We start from the raw sequence: 17,150 nt of genomic DNA, 5'->3' as shown, positions 1-17,150 counted from the left end.
CTCCCGGTTCAGCCTAGCGGTAACGGCCGGCCAGTGCCGAGACCTGTTCGATGTTCTGCGGCGTAATGAAGCCCGGTCCCGAGCTGATGTTGCGCGCCTCGTAGACTGGCTTCAGCCCATATGCCTGAAGACGCTTGATGAAATTCGGATCTTTCTCGAGCTCCGAGCGAGCCGCAGCGACGTCCGTGTTGTGATTCTTGTGCATGATCGCCAGCATCGCGACGGGAATGTACCCTTGCAAATACGGCTGCTGGTCGGTGCAGAACTTGATGGTGCCGTCCTTGATCGCCTTCGCCACGTCAGGATCGATGTCGAATGTCGCAAACCAGATCTTGCCGGCGAGACCCAGCTTGGTCACCGCGCGAATCGTGGGGTCGGCAGAAGTCGGTCCCAGCGTCAACACAGCCTGCGTATCCGGATGCGCGCGCAAATAGGCGCTGACTTTCGACTCAATGCCAGTCGGATCGGTGCCGACATCGAGCGTCGATGTCTTCGTATCAGCGCCGATGGCTTCAGCAAACCCGCGGCAGCGTTCGAAGGAAAGCGGATTGGTCGCGTAGTGATTCACACAGAGAAACGTCTTGACACCATCGGCCTTCGCGCGCAGTCCTGCTTCCTTGCCTGCAAGATACTCCGGCTGGCCCACGTGCATGATTGCCCCGAGTTCAGCACTTTGCTGCTCGGTGCCCGTATTGGCGGTGATCAGCGGGATGTTTTTCGCCTTCAGCTTCGCGACTGAGCCCTTGAGAAGATCGAAGTCGGCGATCGTGGTGACCACACCGTCGTAGTTATGCGCTGCCGCCTGGTTAATCAACTGCACCATGTCGGCGATATCCCCGTTCGGCGGATTGCGGTAGTCAGTCTGCACGTTGAAATCTTCATCGGCCTGCGTGATCCCGTTCTTGACGGTGTTCCACCACGCATCTGAATCCGGCGCGTGCGTGATGAAATCGAAGTGAGCAACCGGGTCCGCGTAAGCGCCCGTGCACACTCCCAGACTCAACACGGCGGCGCTTAGGCTAAGCACTTTTCCAATTGCATGTTTCATAGCTGTCTCCTTGTTTATGGTCTGTTTGCCGATGTGACGAAATCGGCCATTCCTGCTTTGCCTCAACTGCGAAGCGCCGTGGTCAATCAGTGGGCAAACCGATGAACACCTTGTTGTCCTCGACCTTCACGGGATGAGTGGCGAGATTGACGCAAACGGGTGCACCTTTCGCAGCTCCTGTCGGAATGTGGAAACGCCCCATGTGCATCGGACATTCGATGATGTCGCCAAACACGAGCCCTTCGGTCAGGCGCGCGGCTTCATGGGTGCAAAGACCCGCCGACGCATAAAAGCCCGTCGGCGTGCGATAGATCGCGTACAGCTTGTCGTCATGACAAAACTCGATGACGTCCTCTTCCTCGATATCATCGCGGGCGCAGACGTGATGCCATTGCAGGATGTTCATTGGCGTATCTCCGGGGCTCAGCGAGCCTGGGCCGCGCCAAGCTGCGTGTCGATGGTTTGGCCTGCAGCCGTGGCGGCCAGCTTGCCAGGAACGGGGGGCGTCACCATATAGTCAGGATCGCGCCACTGCATTCTGAACACGTTGAGAATTTCGCTCCACGCGCTAAGGAGACCGTCGTAGGCAGGCGGCAGATCAGCCTGGATTGCCTCACGCAGCTTCGGCAACGCATGGAACGGCACGTTGGGAAACATGTGATGCTCGATGTGGTAGTTCATGTTCCAGTACAGGAACTGAAGCAGCCGGTTGAGCCTGATCGTTCGTGTCGAGAAGCGGTGGTCTAGCTCGTTTTCACGCAACCCCGTGTGCTGGGTAATCGCCAGCAACTCATGCAGCCATGCGCCATACGAGCGTGGCAGCAGAAGGAAAACCACCGGCAACCAGCTATGGACTGCGATTGCCCACCCCGCCACGCCAATGTAGAGCAGCAGAATCACGCGTGAATTGCGGCACATTGCGCGATATTCGGTGGGCGGCACGACGGCTTTCGCGCTCTTCGACACGATACCGAAGGTGTGCAGAACGATATTGCCAAGGTGATGAATGCCGTGCGAAACACGCAGAAAATCCGTGACGAGCTTCAGGTAGTTCGGCGGCCGCTTGACGGCGAGTTCAACGTCGGACGGGACGGTTGCTGTCAGGTGCGTGTACGTATGATGTTGTGCATGTGACCAGCGGCTATATATCTGTTCGCGCCACGTCATGAAGCAGATCAGCCAGTGCACAGACTCGTTCAGCCATTCGCTTTTGAATGGCGTGCGATGACGCAACTCGTGTTCCATCGCTTCGGCGAAGGCATAGAGCGTTCCGTAAAGAAAGAACGCCGGTACGCACCAGAGCGTATCGAGCGACAGCCACGCGAGCGCGCCGCTTACCGCTACCAACGAGATAAAACCGCCAAAGTGCAACAACGCAGCCGTGTCGTTACGCCGCGTGACCGCCTTGAGCACCTTCCTGTCGAGCCGGCATTTATACCAGTCGTCCATCGTGATCGCTTTTCTGCTGTCTTGCTGGTTGGACATGAATCGCACCCTGTGCCTGATGTTGAACGTCATGATGAGATGAGCTGCATGATGCATTGATCATCATGAGCTCATTTAAGACTCGTAATGAGCCATCGTCAAACCATAAAATGCATCATTTTGAGGCAACAAGGGTATTCCACGATGTCACAGGCTGATTCCTGCCAGCCTTTGCCGGTCAGTTTTCGGAAAGCCTCAATTGGCTCATTTTTTGAGGCAAAATGATGCGTACGCGGATGGGTCCGCGCTATGACGACCGGGAAAGCACGATGCAGGGCAAGCCGACACTCAAGCAACTGATGGAAATGACGCAGCTCAGCAGGGCGACGATCGACCGTGCGCTGAACAACCGGCCCGGGGTGCATCCGCGGACGCGCAGCGCTGTCGATGCGGCGTTGAGACAATTGGGCTCGGCTGTGTCGCCGCGATCATCGATGCCTTCGGGGCAGCGCAATTACGCGTTCAGGTTGCTGGCCCAGGCGGGGGACGCGTTTACCGAGGAATTGACACACAGGGTGGCCGAACTCGAAGCGGAATTTGCCATGTCAGGCACGCGCCTCGAGGTCGAGAGTTGCGTGGGCGCATCGGATGACGAGGTCGCCATAAGGGTGAGCAAGGCGGCCGATGAGGCGGACGGTATCGCGATCATCTGCACGAACACTGCGGCAACGACCGCGGCGCTGCGCAAATGCATGGCAGCGGGAAAGTCGGTCGTGACACTGATCACCGATGTCGACGCCGACGCCCGTCACACCTACATCGGTGTCAATAACCGCGCCGCCGGGCAATCTGCGGCATTTCTCATCGGGCGGCATTTGCAGGCGCACACCTCGCCCGACGTCGCGGTGGTCGTTGCAACGTTTTCGTACACCTGTCACGAGGATCGCGAGATTGGCTTCCGTTCATTGGTACGACAGCGGTTCCCGAACGTGAATCTCGTCGAGGTCATCAAGGGCGCTGATTCCGGCGCTGCAACCTATGAGGCAACCACGCGCTTTCTGAAAGAGCACAGCAAGCTCGACGCCGTTTATAACGTGGCGGGCGGCAACGAAGGATTGGCTGCGGCGCTGCGCGAACACGACCTGGTGGGTCGGACGGTCTATATCACGCACGAAGTGAACCGGATAACGGAGCCGCTTTTGCGTTCCGACACGATCGACTATTTGCTCACACAGGATCTCCGGCTCCTGCTGCGCACCGCTGTCGAATATTTGAGAGCAGTACTCGAAGGGAGCAGCGTTCCCGCCCAGGCGATCATTCCAATCGAAACCTATTCCCGCTACTCGCTGTAATAGCAAGCTTTCACCGTGCGTTTCGGCCCTGCGTGTGGCACCGAAGTCGAAAAAAGACGGTGTTCATCCGCCGATCGTTGCACCTGGAGAAACGCGTTGATCAGGGGTCGTCCGTTGTCTCCTGGCCTGACCAACGACGATACCCGAATGACGGCACTGGCCGAGATGCTCGCATTGGGCATCGGGCAGGTTTCGGAGTGAACTTGTCGTTCGAGTGACGTGATGGCTGTGTGCTATGTGCCGGTCGCGGTAACCGCTCGACAGCCCTGATCGGCCGCCGAGCGCCGCCGCAATCCGGGTGAGGCAAGCCAAACGCTTGCGGCACCGCCCGGATGCCATCAACACCGCTGACGGTATTAAGCGAGCATCCGTCCATACTGCTCGCGTATACCGTCAGAAATACCGTCAAATCGCGGTTGTTGGGGCTCCGCGCGGGTGCGGACGCAGGTTAGGGATTCCCATATCAATCAAAGGCTCATGGGCCTGCGGCCGGCAATTTAGAAGTGGGCGGGCATGATCTATCGACCGCCCAACCCATTGATTTAAAAGAGACTTTTTAAAATCCCTATTCCCACTCGATTGTCGCCGGCGGCTTGCCCGAGATGTCATAGACAACCCGGTTGATCCCGCGCACTTCATTGATGATCCGATTGGACACCTGCCCCAGCAGCTCATGCGGCAGATGAGCCCAATGTGCGGTCATGAAGTCGAGCGTCTGCACCGCACGCAGCGCGACCACATACTCATACGTGCGCCCGTCGCCCATCACCCCGACGCTCTTCACCGGCAGAAACACCGCGAACGCCTGGCTCGTCAGGTCGTACCACGTCTTGCCGGTTTCCTTGTCGACCGTATTGCGCAGCGTCTCGATGAAGATGGCATCCGCGCGGCGCAGCAGGTCCGCGAAATCGCGGCGCACTTCGCCGAGAATCCGCACGCCGAGGCCCGGGCCCGGGAACGGGTGACGATAGACCATCTCGTGCGGCAAACCGAGCTTCACGCCCAGCTCGCGCACCTCGTCCTTGAAAAGCTCGCGCAGCGGCTCGAGCAGCTTCAGATTGAGTGTCTCTGGCAGGCCGCCCACGTTGTGGTGGCTCTTGATCGTGTGCGCCGCCTTCTTGCCCTTGCCGGCGGATTCGATCACGTCCGGATAGATCGTGCCTTGCGCGAGCCACTTTGCGTCGGTCAGCTTGCCGGCCTCGGTCTGGAACACTTCGACGAATTCCGCGCCGATGATCTTGCGCTTCGCCTCCGGATCCGTGACGCCCGCGAGCTTCGATAGAAACGCTTCGCTCGCATCGACGTGAATCACCTTCACGCCGAGGTGATCGGCGAACGTCGCCATCACCTGCTCGGCCTCGTTCAGGCGGAGCAGGCCATGATCGACAAACACGCAAGTGAGCTGATCGCCGATCGCGCGATGCAAGAGCGCCGCCGCCACCGACGAATCGACGCCGCCCGACAGCCCGAGAATCACATGCTCGTTGCCGACTTGCTCACGAATATTCGCGACGGCTTCGTCGATGTAGTGGCCCATCTCCCAGTCAGCCTTCGCGCCGCAGATCTTCAGCACGAAGCGCTCGAGCATCGCGCGGCCCTGCACCGTATGCGTGACTTCCGGGTGCCATTGGATGCCGTACAAATGGCGCGACTCGTCGGCCATTGCGGCGATCGGGCACGAATCGGTCGACGCCATCAGCGAGAAGCCCGGGGGCATTTCCGTGACCTTGTCGCCGTGGCTCATCCAGACCTTGAGCATGCCGTGGCCTTCCGACGTGCGGAAATCCTCGATGCCTTCGAGGAAGCTCGTATGGCTGCGCGCGCGCACTTCCGCGTAGCCGAACTCGCGCAGGTGGCCGCCGTCGACCTTGCCGCCGAGCTGCTCCGCCATCGTCTGCATGCCGTAGCAAATGCCGAGCACCGGCACGCCAAGTTCGAACACCGCCTGCGGCGCGCGCGGCGTATCGGTTTCGGTGACGGAGTTCGGGCCGCCCGACAGGATCACGCCCTTCGGCGCGAACTCCCGGATGAACGCATCGTCGACGTCGTACGGATGGATTTCGGAATAGACGTGCGCTTCGCGAATGCGGCGCGCGATCAGTTGGGTGACTTGCGAACCGAAGTCGAGGATCAGGATCTTGTCATGCATGGCAGCGGACGATAGTGGTAGTGAACGGATACAAAAAGCAGCGCCTCGCGCGCTGCAAAGAAGCCGGTTTCCAAGGGCGCGGCAACGTTGATACGAGCCTTGTGCGGCGCCCTGTCGGCGGCGGCGGACGGGTACGAAGTGCCGAACAGGCAGGCGTTATCGTCGATACGAGCCGGCGATGAGGCCGCCCGCGCGTCAGCCATGAAACGGCGGCCGCGGACTGCCCGGCAAATCGGCAGCGTCATCGCGCGCCGCGTCGCGCGCGGCCTTCTCGCTCGCACTCAGCGGCGGCGGCGGCGCGGCGTTGCCCGTCGCGGGCGTGCCCTCCGCCGGCGTGCCGAACCGGTAGCGCACCGCCGGTTCAGCGGCGCGCGCGGCAGGCACGGCTTCCGGCGCGGCAGTCTGTTGGGGCGTGGGACTCAGCGACGGCTCGGCCGCGCGCGCCGCCTCGGCGCGCGAAGGCGCAGCCCCCTGTTCCGCGTACGCTTTCGCAGCCACCTTCGCCGTCCTTTCGCCACGCCGCACCGAGCGAGCCAGACGCACGCCACCCATCCCGATGATCAGCAAGGCGACGCCGCCCAGCGCGTTGAAGAGCGCGCCATATCCCGGCGACAGCGACATGCCGAATGCGATCAGCCAAACGAGGATCAGTACGCCCGCAAGCCAGGTGATATGCCCGATGACGCGAGCGACCGCCGTCGTCATCGCCCCATTGATCACGCCCTGAAACGCCAGCGACGCGAGCCCGAACAGCGCGAGACCCAGCAATTGCCCAGCCATGGCCGGCTCGATGACGGCCAGTTGCAGCGCACGGTGCAGCGATGTCCACGGAGTCGCCAGATACAGCAAACCGACGAGCAGGTACAGCAGCGTGTAGACGACGAGCACAGCGCGCAGCAATGGTTTCATCGGCGATTAGTCCTGGTGGTAGTTCGGGGCTTCCTTCGTGATCTGCACGTCGTGCACGTGCGACTCGCGCATGCCTGCCGCGGTGATTTCGACGAACTGCGCCTTGTCGTGCAGCTCGGCGATCGTGCGGCAGCCGCAGTAGCCCATGCTCGCGCGCACGCCGCCGATCAGCTGGAACAGGATCGCGTTGACCGAGCCCTTGTAAGCGACGCGGCCTTCGATGCCTTCCGGCACGAGCTTGTCGATGTTTGCCGAGTTGTCCTGGAAGTAGCGGTCCGCCGCGCCGTCCTTCATCGCGCCGACCGAGCCCATGCCGCGGTACGACTTGTACTGCCGGCCTTGGTAGAGGAACACGTCACCCGGCGATTCTTCGGTGCCCGCGAACATGCTGCCCATCATCACGGCATTCGCGCCTGCAGCGAGCGCCTTGCTGACGTCGCCCGAGAAGCGCACGCCGCCGTCGGCGATCGCCGGCACGCCCGTGCCGCGCAGCGCTTCGGCCACATTCGCGATCGCGCTGATCTGCGGCACGCCCACGCCCGCGACGATCCGCGTCGTGCAGATCGAGCCCGGGCCGATGCCGACCTTCACGGCGTCCGCGCCGTACTCGACGAGCGCGCGGGCCGCATCGGCGGTCGCGATGTTGCCGCCGATCACTTCGACTTGCGGGAAGTTCTTCTTGACCCAGCGCACGCGCTCGAGCACGCCCTTGCTGTGACCGTGCGCGGTATCGACGACGATCACGTCGACGCCCGCCTGCACGAGCAGCGACACGCGCTCTTCGTTATCCTCGCCGACGCCGACCGCCGCGCCCACGCGCAGCTTGCCGTCTGCGTCCTTGCAGGCGTCCGGGTATTCGGTCTGCTTGAAGATGTCCTTCACGGTCATCAGGCCGCGCAGCTCGAACGCGTCGTTGATGACGAGCACGCGCTCGAGGCGGTGGCTATGCATGAGGGCCTTCGCTTCGGCGAGCGGCGTGCCTTCCTTGACCGTGACGAGCCGCTCGCGCGGCGTCATGATCGTTCGCACCGGTTCGTCGAGACGCGTTTCGAAGCGCAGGTCGCGGTTCGTGACGATACCGATCAGCTGCGCGCCTTCCACGACCGGGAAGCCCGAAATGCCATGCTGCTGCGACAGCGCGATCACGTCGCGCACCTTCATCTGCGGCGGCACCGTGATCGGATCGCGCACCACGCCCGATTCGAAGCGCTTCACCTTCGCGACTTCGCGAGCCTGCTCGGCCGGCGTGAGGTTCTTGTGGACGATGCCGACCCCACCTTGCTGCGCCATCGCGATCGCGAGACGGCCTTCGGTGACGGTGTCCATGGCGGCGGACACGAGCGGCATGTTCAGGGAGATATTGCGGGTCAGCTGGGTCTTGAGGCTGGTGTCGCGCGGCAGAACATCGGAGAAGGCCGGGACGAGGAGCACGTCATCGAACGTGAGTGCTTTTTGGATCAGACGCATGGCAAATCCTATAGGCGCAAAATCGAATTATACGCGATACCACCCTGGTTTTCACTGAGCGAACAGCGAGTTAGCGAATTTCTTGCCGTTTCGCGCACGGTCGAACCGCAAGAATTTCGGATTCGCTTTCGACTGATGTTCGAACGGATTTCGTTTGACCGGATAGCGCCCCGAAAGCGCACGAGAGCCGTCCGTGAACGCGTTTCCGGCGCTTCCGGGCAAGAATAAAAACTCTAGAAAATCCGCGGCGCACACGTCGCCGGCTGCCGCTCGATTGCAGGATCGAACAAGACACTCTTGCAAATGCCGCGTAATCTGCGCGCCTGTTCGGACAATCGTTGGAGTGGCAAAGCATGCAGCGCGGTGTGGCATACGGGATGATGGCGGGGGCGTTATGGGGCATGGTGTTTCTCGTGCCCAGGCTGCTGCCCGATTTTTCGCCGTTCCTGCTGAGCGCGGGCCGCTACATGATGTACGGCATCGTGTCGCTCGCCGCGGCGCTGCCGATGGCGCGGCGCCTCGCCGCCAAGCTCACGCGCGAGGATCTCGGCGCGCTCGTGAAGCTCGCGATCGTCGGCAACGTCGGCTACTACATCCTGCTCACGACCGCCGTGCACCTCGTCGGCATTGCGCCGGCGTCGCTGATCGTCGGCGTGCTGCCGGTCACCGTCACGCTGGTCGGCCGGCGCGATCACGGCGCCGTACCGCTCTCGAAGCTGGCGTGGCCGCTCGCGTTGGTCGTCGGCGGGATCGCCTGCATCAACGTCGACGTATTCGCCGGCGACCCCGCGCACCCCGTCAGCATGCTGAACCGCCTGCTGGGCGTGCTCTGCGCGCTCGGCGCGCTTGCGAGCTGGACCTGGTTTGCCGTCGAGAACGCCCGCTATCTTCAGCGCAATCACCATTTCGACGGCAACGAGTGGTCGGTCCTGTGGGGCGTCGTCACGGGGCTCCTCGGCGCCGCGCTTTGGCTCGGAACAGCGGTATTTCCGGCTGGCGTCGTGCAGACGCCGGTCACCGGCGAGCGCTGGCAGCTCTTCTGGGGGCTGAATCTCGCGCTCGCAATCGGCGCTTCGTGGCTCGGCAACGGGCTCTGGAACGCGGCGTCCAAACGCTTGCCGCTCACGCTCTCGGGGCAGATGATCGTATTCGAGACGCTCTTTGCTCTGCTCTACGGCTTTCTGTACGACCACCGCACGCCGCGCCCGCTGGAAATCGCAGCCATCGCGCTGCTGCTCGCGGGCGTGCTGTGGTCAGTGCGCCAGCACGGCAGCGACCGACCGACGGAGCCGCCGCTCGAAGAGCGCGCGCAGGCGTCCGTGCATTGAGTTCGCGTCAGCGCGAATCCTTCGACAGCCACTTGCGCCCTTCAATCGACCCTTCGCGGCGCGTCTTGTCGACTCGCCGCTGGCGCGCCATCTTCGGATCGACGATCAGCGGACGATAAATCTCGACACGGTCATGATCGGCAAGCGGTGCATCGAGCGGCTTGACCTTGCCGTAGATGCCGACTTTCTGCTTCGACAGATCGATCTCGGGGTGCTTGCGCAGGATGCCGCTGGCGTCGATCGCCTGCTGCACGGTGGCGCCGGCGGGCACATCGATAGCGATCAACGTCTGCGCATCGGGCAGCGCGTAGCAGACTTCAACCGAAAACGTCGCGCTCATGGCTTGCCGTACCGCTGGTCCGCGCGCTTCACGAACGATTCGACGAACGTGTTCGCGATATGGTTGAACACCGGCCCGATGATCTTCTCGAGAATCACGCTCGCAAACTCGTAGTGCAGCGCGAACTCGATCTTGCAGGCGTCCGCGCGCAGCGCCGTGAAGCGCCAGTAGCCGGTGAACTTGCGAAACGGACCGTCGGCGAAATCCATGTCGATGCGTGTCGGCCGCTCCTGGGTGTTGTGAGTCGCGAAGTGCTGCTTGATGCCCTTGAAATTGATGTCGATCTTCGCTTCCATGCCGTTTTCATCCTGGCGGCGAATCTCGACGCCGCCGCACCACGGCAGAAAATTGGGGTAATCGGCGACGTCGGTGACGAGATCGAACATCTGTTCCGCCGAATGGCGAATCAACACGGTTTTCTGGACATCTGCCATAGAATGCACAACGCGCGGCGAGGGTATGGAGGAGCACGGCGGCTTTCGCTTTCATTGCGCCGCTTTGCTAAAATCGTGATTTTAAACGAGTTGGGCACTTTCCATTCATGAGCATCATCGACAACAGAAAGGCATTCTTCGATTACTTCATCGAAGAGCGCTACGAGGCAGGGCTCGTGCTCGAAGGATGGGAGGTCAAGGCGCTGCGCGCCGGACGCGGCCAGATCAAGGAAGGCTACGTGATCGTGCGCGACGCCGAGATCTTCCTGATCGGCACGCACATCAGCCCGCTGCCCGAAGCGTCGACGCACATCCATCCGGATCCGGTCCGCACGCGCAAGCTGCTGCTGCACGCGGAAGAGATCAAGAAGCTGATCGGCAAGGTCGAGCAGCGCGGCTATACGCTCGTGCCGCTGAACTTTCACTACAAGGACGGCCGCGTGAAATGCGAAATCGGCCTCGCGAAAGGCAAGAAGATGCACGACAAACGCGAGACCGAGAAGAAGCGCGATTGGGAGCGCGAGAAAGCGCGGATCATGCGCTCGGCGACTTAGGCAACGTCAGAGGCGCGCCTCGGCGTAGCGCCCAAGGGCGACGCCGCGCGCCCCAATCCGCCCCAATCGGCACGCGCCGGATCAGCGCACCTCGTTCATCGAAGCGCCCTTACCGCTTTTCACGATCGTCAGCGCCGACGCGATCATCGAACTCATATCCGACATGTTGCCCGGCACGATCAGCGTGTTGCCGGTCTTCGCCAAATTGCCGAACGCGTTCACATACTGCTCGGCGACCTTCAAGTTCACCGCATCCCATCCGCCTTGCGACTGAATCGCCGCAGCGATCTTCTGGATCGCCTGCGCATTGGCTTCGGCCACGGCGAGAATCGCGGCGGCTTGACCTTGTGCCTGATTGATCGCCGCCTGCCGCTCACCCTCGGACTTCTGGATCGCCGCCTCGCGCCCGCCGGCCGCGATATTGATCTGCTCCTGCTTGCGCCCTTCCGACGCCGCGATCAACGCGCGCTTCTCCCGCTCGGCCGTGATCTGCGCCTGCATCGCGTGCAGGATTTCCTTGGGCGGCGTGAGGTCCTTGATCTCGTAGCGCAGCACCTTGACGCCCCAGTTCGTCGCGGCCTGGTCGAGTGCCGAGACGACGCTGTGATTGATCAGGTCGCGCTCTTCGAAGGTCTTGTCGAGCTCGAGCTTGCCGATCACCGAACGCAACGTCGTTTGCGAGAGCTGGGTGATCGCCTGCACGAAGTTGCTCGACCCATACGACGCCTTCATCGCGTCGGTCACCTGGAAGTACAGCACGCCATCCACTTGCAACTGCGTGTTGTCGCGCGTGATACAGATCTGCCCCGGCACGTCGAGCGGGATTTCCTTGAGCAGATGCTTGTACGCGACGCGATCGATGAACGGCAGCACGATGTTCAGCCCCGGTGTCAGCGTCGCGTGATACCGGCCAAGGCGTTCGAGCACCCAAGCGTGCTGCTGCGGCACGATCTTGACGGTCTGCGCCGCAATCACGACGACGATCACCAGAAACACCACCCCGACAATAGTCATGTCCATCTATTCACTCCTTTTTTAACGACTGGTACTTCGTGGTCAAGCGTGTGCCGCCTGCTTTTTTTCAGCAACGATCAGGCTGCTGCCGCGCACGGCGGCGATTTCATAGACACGCGCGTCTTCGCGTTCGCCGGGCGCAAGCTCGACATCCCATTCTGCGCCGCGATATTGGGCGCGAGCGTGCCGGTCCTGCCACGTCTCGACGGTCAGCGTCGCGCCGATGTCGAGATTCACATCGGGATTGACCGACGCGTCGCGGCGCTGCGCACGACGGCCGAAACGCGAGCGGCGCAGCAGAATGACCGCGGCGAGCGCCACCAAGGCCGCCAATCCCAGTTGCACCTCGGGGCTCGCGCCGAGCAGATGCGCCAGCGCGCCCGCGATGAACCCAAACGCGATCATCAGCAAATAGAACGTGCCGGTCAGCAACTCGGCGACGATCAACACCCCCACTGCGATCCACCAGAACAGTTCGCCCGATCTCATTGTCGTTCTCCGGTCTCATCCAAAGCCCAAAGCAAAACACCCCGGGTGTACCGGGGTGTTATAGCACGAACTCATCAGACCTTTCGTTACCTTACGAACCGATTCGAACTGCGGTTCGCCTGCACGAGCCGCAGTCCGTCGTCCGCTGCGCTTACTGCTTGTGCGATTGCGCGAGCGCCTGCCACGTATCGATGATCGTGTCCGGGTTCAGCGAGATCGACGCGATGCCTTCGTCAGTCAGCCATTGCGCGAAATCCGGATGATCCGACGGGCCTTGACCGCAGATGCCGACATACTTGTTCATGCGCCGGCACGTTTCGATCGCGCGCCTGAGCAGGAACTTGACCGCTTCGTCGCGCTCGTCGAAATCGACGGCGAGCAGCTCCATGCCCGAGTCGCGGTCGAGGCCGAGGGTCAATTGCGTGAGGTCGTTCGAACCGATCGAGAAGCCATCGAAGTGCTGCAGGAACTGCTCGGCGAGAATCGCGTTCGACGGAATCTCGCACATCATGATCAGACGCAGGCCCTTCTCGCCGCGCTTCAAGCCGAACTTCGCCAGCAGGCCCACGACGCGCTCCGCCTGCTTCACGGTACGCACGAACGGCACCATGATCTCGACGTTGTCGAGGCCCATCTCTTCACGCACGCGCTTGAGCGCCAGGCATTCCATCTCGAACGCCTGCGCGAAGTCCTCCGCGATATAGCGCGATGCGCCGCGGAAGCCGAGCATCGGATTCTCTTCGTCCGGCTCGTAGCGCGAACCGCCGATCAGCTTCTTGTACTCGTTCGACTTGAAGTCCGACAGACGCACGATCACCGGACGCGGATAGAACGCCGCCGCGATCGTCGCGATGCCTTCGGTCAGCTTGTCGACGTAGAACGCACGCGGCGACGCATGCCCGCGCGCCACGCTTTCCACTGCCTTCTTCAAGTCCGCATCGACGTTCGGGTACTCGAGAATCGCCTTCGGGTGCACGCCGATGTTGTTGTTGATGATGAACTCGAGACGCGCGAGACCGACGCCGGCGTTCGGCAGCTGTGAGAAATCGAAGGCAAGCTGCGGGTTGCCGACGTTCATCATGATCTTCACCGGCACCGGCGGCAGCTCGCCGCGCTGCACTTCGGTGACTTCCGTTTCGAGCAGGCCGTCGTAGATCTTGCCTTCGTCGCCTTCCGCGCACGACACGGTGACGAGCGAGCCGTCTTTCAGCACGTCGGTGGCATCGCCGCAACCGACCACCGCCGGCACGCCGAGCTCACGCGCGATGATCGCCGCGTGGCAGGTCCGTCCGCCGCGGTTCGTGACGATCGCCGAGGCGCGCTTCATCACCGGCTCCCAGTTCGGGTCGGTCATGTCGGCGACGAGCACGTCGCCCGGCTGCACACGTTCCATTTCCGAAGGATCGTGAATCACGCGCACGGGACCCGCGCCGATCTTCTGCCCGATTGCACGGCCCGTGGCGATCACCTGCGACTGGCCCTTGAGCTTGAAGCGCTGCTCGGCCTTGCCCGCCGCCTGGCTCTTCACGGTCTCAGGACGCGCCTGCAAAATGAAGATCTTGCCGTCGCGGCCGTCCTTGCCCCACTCGATGTCCATCGGACGCTGGTAGTGCTTCTCGATGATGACCGCGTACTTGGCGAGCTCGATCACGTCTTCGTCGGTGATCGAGAAGCGATTGCGCTGCTCGTGCGCGACGTCGACCGTCTTCACGCGGCCCGGCTCGCCCGGCTTCGTGAATTCCATCTTGATGAGCTTCGAGCCGATCGAGCGGCGAATGATCGGGTACTTGTCTTGCGCGAGCGTGGTCTTGAAGACGTAGAACTCGTCCGGATTCACCGCGCCTTGCACGACGGTTTCGCCGAGACCATAGCTCGACGTGATGAAGACGGCGTCCTTGAAGCCCGATTCCGTATCGAGCGTGAACATCACGCCGGCCGCGCCGACATCCGAGCGGACCATGCGCTGCACGCCGGCCGACAACGCCACTTCCGCGTGCGTGAAGCCCTTGTGGACACGATAGGAGATCGCGCGGTCGTTATAGAGCGACGCGAACACGTGCTTCATCCGATCGAGCACGTCTTCGATGCCGACCACGTTCAGATAGCTTTCCTGCTGGCCCGCGAACGACGCGTCAGGCAAGTCTTCCGCCGTCGCCGACGAGCGCACCGCAAACGACAGCTCTTCCGGCGAGCTGTTCTGGAGCGTGTCGAAGCCCGCGCGAATTTCCGCCTCGAGGCGCGGCTGCATCGGCGCGTCGACGATCCATTGACGAATTTCCTTGCCCGCCTCGGCGAGCGCCTTCACGTCATCGACGTCGAGCGACTCGAGACGCTTGGCAATGCGTTCGGTGAGAGTGTTGTGGTGGAGGAAATCGCGGAATGCGAGTGCCGTGGTGGCGAAGCCCGTGGGCACCCGAACTCCGGCTTCGGCGAGCTGGCTGATCATCTCGCCGAGCGACGCGTTCTTGCCGCCCACAATCTCCACATCGGTCATCCGCAACTGCTCGAACGGAACTACATACGCCTGATCCTTTGCGACGTTAACTGCGTTAGTCATACAAGCCCCTAAGTGTGAAAGAAATTCTCGGCTGTACAAGTGGGCTTGGGCGCGGGCCGCTCATAGGAAGCGACGCACCGCGCCTTGTACAACCTGTTGGAGAAGCAATCGCCGGCGCATTCGCGTTTCGGGATGCCGTCAAAATTACGGCGGAAAAGCCCGACGAAGCGGAGAATTCCTTGAGATTGGCGAAATTTCCAGCAATCTCTCCCACAACGACGCGGATTTCGATGCGATCCGCCCGCAATTGCTTATCCAACAGGTTGCCGCTATTCTACCGTGCCGACCGTTGAAGTGTGACGGTCTGATGAGAATTGCGCCTCGAAAGGCGCGCCGCCCCGCGGTTGTTCCCGCTGCTGCCCCCGCTGTGATTTTTTCGCACGTTCCGTGCCCTATTGATGCCGCCTACCGTATTCATCGTCTCCGACGGTACCGGGATCACTGCCGAGACCTTCGCGCACTCGATCCTGTCCCAGTTCGACCAGAAATTCCGCCTCGTGCGCGTGCCGTTCGTCGACTCCGCCGATAAGGCTTACGCCACGGTCGAAAAGATCGCCGAAGCCGCCCAGCTCGACGGCCGCCGGCCGATCGTGTTCACTACGCTCGTCGACAGCGCCTCGAACGCCATCGTCAAGAATTCGAACGCGCTCGTGCTCGACATCTTCCAGCAGTTCGTCGAGCCGCTCGAGCAGGAACTGGAGATGAAGTCGACGCACGCGATCGGCCGGGGCCATCAAAACGCCGATACCGACGAGTACAAGACGCGCATCGAAGCCATCAACTTCTCGCTCGCACACGACGACGGGCAATCGAACCGCAACCTCGCCGAAGCCGATGTGATCCTGATCGGCGTGTCGCGCAGCGGCAAGACGCCGACGAGCCTCTACCTCGCGATGCAGTACGGCGTGAAAGCGGCCAACTATCCGCTGATTCCGGAAGACTTCGAGCGCGCCAAGCTGCCGAGCGCGCTATACGCGCATCGCAGCAAGATGTTCGGTTTGTCGATCGATCCGCAACGGCTTTCCGAGATCCGCAACGAACGGCGGCCGGGCAGCAAGTACGCCGCGCCCGAGAACTGCCGCTACGAGATCAACGAGGCCGAGGCGATGATGCGGCGCGAAGGGATCAAGTGGCTGTCGTCGACGCACAAGTCGATCGAAGAAATCGCGACGACGATCCTGCAGGAAATCAAGCTCGATCGACCGTCGTATTGAGGGGACGGCCACCCGGCGACGGGCATCCGGGGACGGCCATTCCATCTACGAGCGCCCTGCGGCGCTCAACCCCGCACGCGCTGCTGGCGGCATTGCTCGAAGAGGCAAATGGCGGCTGCGGCCGCCACGTTCAACGACTCCATGCCGCCGGGCTGCGGAATCGTCAGGCGATGCGTGACCGTGTCGCGCCAAACCTGCGATACCCCGGCGCCTTCATTGCCGAACACCCACGCCAACGGCCCCGTCAGGTCACAATCGTAGAGCGCCTCTGCCGCGTGCGAGTCGGTGATCGCGACCGGCATCGCGAGCCGCTCGATCAGGGCATTTGCGTCGACATCCTCGTAGATTTGCAGCAGAAAGTGTGCGCCCATCCCCGAGCGCAGGACCTTCGACGACCACGCATACGCCGTCCCAGGTGCGCAAAACACGTGCGCGATACCAGCAGCGCCGGCGCTGCGCAGAATCGACCCGACATTGCCCGCATCCTGCACGCCGTCAAGCACGACGCACGAAGTCGTCACGCGCTCGGGCAACGGCGCATCGAGTTTCGGTACGAGCAGAAGCACGCCGACCCCGTTGACCACGTTCGATAGTTGTCCAAACAACATATCGGGCAGCGTGACGATGCGATGCTCGTCGATCCGGCCGACGATCGCCTGGGTTTCCGCGTGACGCAGTGCGCCATCCGTCACGATGCAGGTTTCGGGCTGCCCCGCGACATCGAGATAGGCGCTCGCCAGATGCAAGCCTTCGAGCAGCGCATGGCCGCTCTTGCGCTGCTGATGAGTCGAGCCCGCCAGCGCTTTCAAGCGCTTATAGAGCGGGTTGTCGCGCGAAGTGATGGCTTTCACGGGCAAAGGAAGAAAATAA

Annotated in this window: 16 protein-coding genes; 4 read left to right on the top strand and 12 right to left on the bottom strand. The window is 62.1% G+C overall.

Going from position 1 to position 17,150, the window contains the following annotated elements; translation table 11 throughout:
* Positions 1–13 precede the first annotated feature (13 nt).
* From FAZ95_RS09250 to FAZ95_RS09240, 3 genes are all read right to left on the bottom strand, one after another.
* Complete coding sequence (locus tag FAZ95_RS09250; RefSeq protein WP_137332177.1) at positions 14–1,048, bottom strand: sugar ABC transporter substrate-binding protein; 1,035 nt, start codon at positions 1,046–1,048, stop codon at positions 14–16.
* An 82-nt stretch (positions 1,049–1,130) separates the two neighbouring features.
* On the bottom strand, positions 1,131–1,454 hold the full coding sequence (locus tag FAZ95_RS09245; RefSeq protein ID WP_137332176.1) for a non-heme iron oxygenase ferredoxin subunit: 324 nt from the start codon (positions 1,452–1,454) through the stop codon (positions 1,131–1,133).
* 17 nt (positions 1,455–1,471) lie between these two features.
* The gene (locus FAZ95_RS09240; protein ID WP_137332175.1) at positions 1,472–2,533 is read right to left on the bottom strand and encodes a fatty acid desaturase; all 1,062 of its coding nucleotides are present in this window, start codon (positions 2,531–2,533) and stop codon (positions 1,472–1,474) included.
* Between the two features lie 269 nt (positions 2,534–2,802).
* Here FAZ95_RS09240 and FAZ95_RS09235 point away from each other — a divergent pair, with 269 nt between their 5' ends.
* The gene (locus tag FAZ95_RS09235; RefSeq protein ID WP_137332174.1) at positions 2,803–3,825 is read left to right on the top strand and encodes a LacI family DNA-binding transcriptional regulator; all 1,023 of its coding nucleotides are present in this window, start codon (positions 2,803–2,805) and stop codon (positions 3,823–3,825) included.
* Positions 3,826–4,390: 565 nt separating this feature from the next.
* On the opposite strand, the gene guaA is transcribed toward FAZ95_RS09235, so the two are convergent.
* The 3 genes from guaA to guaB all read right to left on the bottom strand — a co-directional run bounded on the left by guaA (position 4,391) and on the right by guaB (position 8,350).
* Positions 4,391–5,974 carry a glutamine-hydrolyzing GMP synthase gene (gene guaA, locus FAZ95_RS09230; protein ID WP_137332173.1) on the bottom strand — a complete coding sequence of 528 codons (1,584 nt, stop codon included), beginning with the start codon at positions 5,972–5,974 and terminating at the stop codon, positions 4,391–4,393.
* A 195-nt stretch (positions 5,975–6,169) separates the two neighbouring features.
* On the bottom strand, positions 6,170–6,883 hold the full coding sequence (locus tag FAZ95_RS09225) for a hypothetical protein (protein WP_137332172.1): 714 nt from the start codon (positions 6,881–6,883) through the stop codon (positions 6,170–6,172).
* A gap of 6 nt (positions 6,884–6,889) precedes the next feature.
* Complete coding sequence (guaB, locus tag FAZ95_RS09220) at positions 6,890–8,350, bottom strand: IMP dehydrogenase (RefSeq protein ID WP_137332171.1); 1,461 nt, start codon at positions 8,348–8,350, stop codon at positions 6,890–6,892.
* A 353-nt stretch (positions 8,351–8,703) separates the two neighbouring features.
* Here guaB and FAZ95_RS09215 point away from each other — a divergent pair, with 353 nt between their 5' ends.
* Complete coding sequence (locus FAZ95_RS09215) at positions 8,704–9,678, top strand: DMT family transporter (protein ID WP_137332170.1); 975 nt, start codon at positions 8,704–8,706, stop codon at positions 9,676–9,678.
* 7 nt (positions 9,679–9,685) lie between these two features.
* On the opposite strand, the gene FAZ95_RS09210 is transcribed toward FAZ95_RS09215, so the two are convergent.
* Together FAZ95_RS09210 and FAZ95_RS09205 are read right to left on the bottom strand one after the other, a co-directional pair.
* Positions 9,686–10,018 carry an RnfH family protein gene (locus FAZ95_RS09210; RefSeq protein WP_137332169.1) on the bottom strand — a complete coding sequence of 111 codons (333 nt, stop codon included), beginning with the start codon at positions 10,016–10,018 and terminating at the stop codon, positions 9,686–9,688.
* Positions 10,015–10,452 (bottom strand): type II toxin-antitoxin system RatA family toxin, encoded by a 438-nt coding sequence (locus FAZ95_RS09205; protein ID WP_136899176.1) that lies wholly within the window; start codon positions 10,450–10,452, stop codon positions 10,015–10,017. The genes FAZ95_RS09210 and FAZ95_RS09205 overlap by 4 nt, the downstream gene beginning before the upstream one ends.
* Before the next feature lie 107 nt (positions 10,453–10,559).
* Here FAZ95_RS09205 and smpB point away from each other — a divergent pair, with 107 nt between their 5' ends.
* A complete protein-coding gene (smpB, locus tag FAZ95_RS09200; RefSeq protein WP_137332168.1) occupies positions 10,560–11,006 on the top strand; it encodes an SsrA-binding protein SmpB in 447 nt (148 codons plus the stop codon).
* A gap of 81 nt (positions 11,007–11,087) precedes the next feature.
* Here the strand turns inward: smpB and FAZ95_RS09195 are convergent, their stop codons facing one another.
* The 3 genes from FAZ95_RS09195 to ppsA form a co-directional block, all read right to left on the bottom strand.
* A complete protein-coding gene (locus FAZ95_RS09195; RefSeq protein ID WP_137332167.1) occupies positions 11,088–12,026 on the bottom strand; it encodes an SPFH domain-containing protein in 939 nt (312 codons plus the stop codon).
* Between the two features lie 36 nt (positions 12,027–12,062).
* Entirely contained in the window at positions 12,063–12,509 is a 447-nt protein-coding gene (locus FAZ95_RS09190; RefSeq protein ID WP_137332166.1) for an NfeD family protein, read from the bottom strand.
* 151 nt (positions 12,510–12,660) lie between these two features.
* Positions 12,661–15,066, bottom strand: coding sequence for a phosphoenolpyruvate synthase (gene ppsA, locus FAZ95_RS09185; RefSeq protein ID WP_137332165.1), 2,406 nt, complete (start codon positions 15,064–15,066; stop codon positions 12,661–12,663).
* A gap of 398 nt (positions 15,067–15,464) precedes the next feature.
* Here ppsA and ppsR point away from each other — a divergent pair, with 398 nt between their 5' ends.
* The gene (ppsR, locus tag FAZ95_RS09180; protein ID WP_137332164.1) at positions 15,465–16,280 is read left to right on the top strand and encodes a posphoenolpyruvate synthetase regulatory kinase/phosphorylase PpsR; all 816 of its coding nucleotides are present in this window, start codon (positions 15,465–15,467) and stop codon (positions 16,278–16,280) included.
* 65 nt (positions 16,281–16,345) lie between these two features.
* Here the strand turns inward: ppsR and FAZ95_RS09175 are convergent, their stop codons facing one another.
* Positions 16,346–17,131, bottom strand: a complete 786-nt coding sequence (locus FAZ95_RS09175; protein WP_137332163.1) for a TrmH family RNA methyltransferase — start codon at positions 17,129–17,131, stop codon at positions 16,346–16,348.
* Between the last annotated feature and the right edge of the window lie 19 nt (positions 17,132–17,150).

Origin of the sequence: Trinickia violacea, from assembly GCF_005280735.1 — a bacterium.
Classification (GTDB): Bacteria; Pseudomonadota; Gammaproteobacteria; order Burkholderiales; family Burkholderiaceae; genus Trinickia_A; species Trinickia_A violacea.
Note: the sequence above shows the minus strand (reverse complement) of the source record. Positions and strands in the feature narration are given on the sequence as shown.

Bases quoted from the DNA above. Each gene is read 5' to 3' on its own strand.
- guaA (WP_137332173.1), bottom strand. From the start codon at position 5,974: ATGCATGACAAGATCCTGATCCTCGACTTCGGTTCGCAAGTCACCCAA.
- FAZ95_RS09205 (WP_136899176.1), bottom strand. From the start codon at position 10,452: ATGGCAGATGTCCAGAAAACCGTGTTGATTCGCCATTCGGCGGAACAG.
- guaB (WP_137332171.1), bottom strand. From the start codon at position 8,350: ATGCGTCTGATCCAAAAAGCACTCACGTTCGATGACGTGCTCCTCGTC.
- FAZ95_RS09225 (WP_137332172.1), bottom strand. From the start codon at position 6,883: ATGAAACCATTGCTGCGCGCTGTGCTCGTCGTCTACACGCTGCTGTAC.
- FAZ95_RS09240 (WP_137332175.1), bottom strand. From the start codon at position 2,533: ATGTCCAACCAGCAAGACAGCAGAAAAGCGATCACGATGGACGACTGG.
- smpB (WP_137332168.1), top strand. From the start codon at position 10,560: ATGAGCATCATCGACAACAGAAAGGCATTCTTCGATTACTTCATCGAA.
- FAZ95_RS09245 (WP_137332176.1), bottom strand. From the start codon at position 1,454: ATGAACATCCTGCAATGGCATCACGTCTGCGCCCGCGATGATATCGAG.
- FAZ95_RS09210 (WP_137332169.1), bottom strand. From the start codon at position 10,018: ATGAGCGCGACGTTTTCGGTTGAAGTCTGCTACGCGCTGCCCGATGCG.
- FAZ95_RS09195 (WP_137332167.1), bottom strand. From the start codon at position 12,026: ATGGACATGACTATTGTCGGGGTGGTGTTTCTGGTGATCGTCGTCGTG.
- ppsA (WP_137332165.1), bottom strand. From the start codon at position 15,066: ATGACTAACGCAGTTAACGTCGCAAAGGATCAGGCGTATGTAGTTCCG.
- FAZ95_RS09190 (WP_137332166.1), bottom strand. From the start codon at position 12,509: ATGAGATCGGGCGAACTGTTCTGGTGGATCGCAGTGGGGGTGTTGATC.
- FAZ95_RS09235 (WP_137332174.1), top strand. From the start codon at position 2,803: ATGCAGGGCAAGCCGACACTCAAGCAACTGATGGAAATGACGCAGCTC.
- FAZ95_RS09250 (WP_137332177.1), bottom strand. From the start codon at position 1,048: ATGAAACATGCAATTGGAAAAGTGCTTAGCCTAAGCGCCGCCGTGTTG.
- FAZ95_RS09215 (WP_137332170.1), top strand. From the start codon at position 8,704: ATGCAGCGCGGTGTGGCATACGGGATGATGGCGGGGGCGTTATGGGGC.
- ppsR (WP_137332164.1), top strand. From the start codon at position 15,465: ATGCCGCCTACCGTATTCATCGTCTCCGACGGTACCGGGATCACTGCC.